Source organism: Micromonospora acroterricola, assembly GCF_003172955.1.
Classification (GTDB): Bacteria; Actinomycetota; Actinomycetes; order Mycobacteriales; family Micromonosporaceae; genus Micromonospora; species Micromonospora acroterricola.
Genome location: NZ_QGKR01000026.1, coordinates 1 through 2,530 on the forward strand (window position 1 = coordinate 1; position 2,530 = coordinate 2,530).

Annotated in this window: 2 protein-coding genes; both read left to right on the forward strand. The window is 73.8% G+C overall.

What is annotated here, in order from left to right; genetic code table 11:
* Window positions 1-276: 276 nt before the first annotated feature.
* The gene (locus DKT68_RS00225) at window positions 277-1,032 is read left to right on the forward strand and encodes a hypothetical protein (RefSeq protein WP_161556597.1); all 756 of its coding nucleotides are present in this window, start codon (window positions 277-279) and stop codon (window positions 1,030-1,032) included.
* The gene (locus tag DKT68_RS00230; RefSeq protein ID WP_201748836.1) at window positions 1,029-2,312 is read left to right on the forward strand and encodes an FAD-binding protein; all 1,284 of its coding nucleotides are present in this window, start codon (window positions 1,029-1,031) and stop codon (window positions 2,310-2,312) included. Before DKT68_RS00225 ends, DKT68_RS00230 begins: the two co-directional genes overlap by 4 nt.
* Window positions 2,313-2,530 lie beyond the last annotated feature (218 nt).

The window sequence follows — 2,530 nt, forward strand, 5'->3', positions numbered from 1 at the left end:
ACCCTACGCCCATGAGCAGGTACCGAGATCCGGCCCCGCGCGGCGATGTCTTCCCGTCCGAGGAGGAGCTGGACTCGACGGCACTGCCGGTCGGGTCCAGCTCCTCCTCGGACGGGAAGACATCGCCGCGCGGGGCCGGATCTCGGTAGCTGCTCATGGGCGTAGGGTTCCCCGACGATGGCGAGAACAACCGTGCCCGATCGTCCGGTGTCCGTGGCTCCCGGTCTGGCGGAGGATGCTGGGACCGACGCCACGGTCATGAACGGGGGTCCGAGCGTGGAACTGCGCCGGAGTCGGGGCGCCCTGGTGCTCGCCCTGGTCTGCGTACTCGGTGGGGTGGTGTTGCTGGCGTTGCCCCGCGACGACGCCCTGCTGCGGACGATCATCGCGGTGGGAGCCGTCGCGCTCGGCGTCGTGGCGCTGGTCAGCGCGTTGCGGCCGTTCCGGTTCGGGATCGGCGCGGACGGCCTCACCATCCGGCGACCGGGCCTGCGCCGGTCCATCCCGTGGGCCGAGGTCGACACGCTGGTCCTCGACGAGCCACCCCGGCGGGACGGCCGTCCGGTGCCACCGCGACTGCTGCTGGTGCCCGTGCCGAGTGTGACGCCCGGGCCGCGAGTGACCGCCCGCCATCCCGTCGACGGCCGGCCCGCCGTCGAGCTGCTCGTCCTCGACCAGGTCCGGGAGCAGCCGGAGCAGGTGTCCGCCGCGCTCGCCCGCTACGCCGGGGACCGTTTCGTGGACCTGCCCGCGCTGCGGCGCGCCGCCTTCGCCGACCCGGACCTCCCCACCGGCCTGCGCGGCTACCGGATGGACCAGGTCGACCAGTTGATCCGCCTGGGCCAGGACGCCCTGGTGTCCGGGGACGCGCAGGCCCGACAGGCGGCCCGAGCGGAGATCGAACGCGCCTGCGCCGCGGGCCTGCTGGTCGCCCAGCGGGGCTACGGCGGGCTCCAGACCGAGGCGGCGCTGAACGCCCTCGTCGCCGCGTTGGCCGACCAACCGTCCACCGATCGGGAGACCACCTCATGAGCGCACCGGGACAGGGCGTCCTGTCGGCCGCCGCGGCCGACGTGCCCCGCCGCAACTGGGCCGGCAACGTGCGCTACGCCGCACGGGCGTTCCACCGGCCCACCTCCATCGACGAGCTGCGCCGGCTGGTCGCCGGCAGCCCCCGGATCCGGGCGGTGGGCACCGGGCACTCCTTCAACCGGTTCGGCGACACCACCGGCGACCTGGTCACCCTGGCCGGGCTGCCCCCGGCGATCGACGTGGACGCCGAGCGCGGGCGGGTCACCGTCACCGGCGCGCTGCGTTACGGCGATGTCGCCCATCGGCTGCACACCCAGGGGTACGCGCTGGCCAACCTCGCCTCCCTGCCGCACATCTCGGTGGCCGGGGCGGTGGCCACCGCCACCCACGGCTCCGGTCAGACCCATGGCAACCTGGCCACCTCGGTCGCCGCCCTGGAGCTGGTCACCGCCGACGGCGACCTGCTGCGGGTCGACCGCGACACCGACGGCGACACCTTCGCCGGCATGGTGGTCGGGCTCGGCGCGCTCGGCCTGGTCACCCGGGTCACCCTCGACCTGGTGCCGGCCTTCGAGGTGCGCCAGTACGTGCGGCTCGACCTGCCCCGGGAGGCGCTCGACGAGGCGCTCGGCTCGGCGTACAGCGTGAGCGTGTTCGCCGACTGGCGCACGCCGCGACTGCGCGAGGTGTGGCGCAAGCAGCGGGTGGAGCAGCCGCCGCCCCCGGCGGACTGGCTCGGCACCACCGCCGCCGACCAGCCACGGCATCCGGTGCTCGGAATGCCGGCGGAGAACGCCACACCGCAGCTCGGCGTGCCCGGTCCGTGGCACGAGCGGCTGCCGCACTTCAAGCTCGGTTTCACCCCGAGCAGCGGCGACGAGCTCCAGTCCGAGTACCACCTGCCACGCGCGGCGGCGGCCGAGGCGCTCGCCGCCCTGGACGACGTGGCGCACCTGATCGCCCCGGTACTGCAGGTGTGCGAGCTGCGCACGGTGGCGGCGGACGAGCTGTGGCTCAGCCCCAACCACCGCCGGGACAGCTTCGTGGTGCACTTCACCTGGATCGACGACCCCGCCTCGGTGCTGCCGGTGGTGGCCGCGGTCGAGGAGCGGCTGGCGCCGTTCGCGCCGCGTCCGCACTGGGGCAAGGTCTTCGTCACCGACCCGGCCGAGCTGGCCGCCCGCTACCCCCGGTACGCCGACTTCGCCGCTCTGCTCACCCGCCTGGACCCGACCGGCACGTTCCGCACAGACCAACTGGACCACCACTTCCCCCGCTGACCCGCGCCCCGTCAGCTTTGATCATGGAGTTGGCGGCGCTCTCGGCGACGTGTCGCGCCGCCAACCTCATCATCAACCGCGGACGGTCGGGTGGCGTTTCATAGCGCGGTGGCATGGGGTGGGTGGGATTGGTGGTGTTCGGCCACGTCGGCGGACGATGACTGACGTCGATGGATTCCCTCGGCCGGTCCCCGTCCCGGGACCGTCGGCTCCTTCCT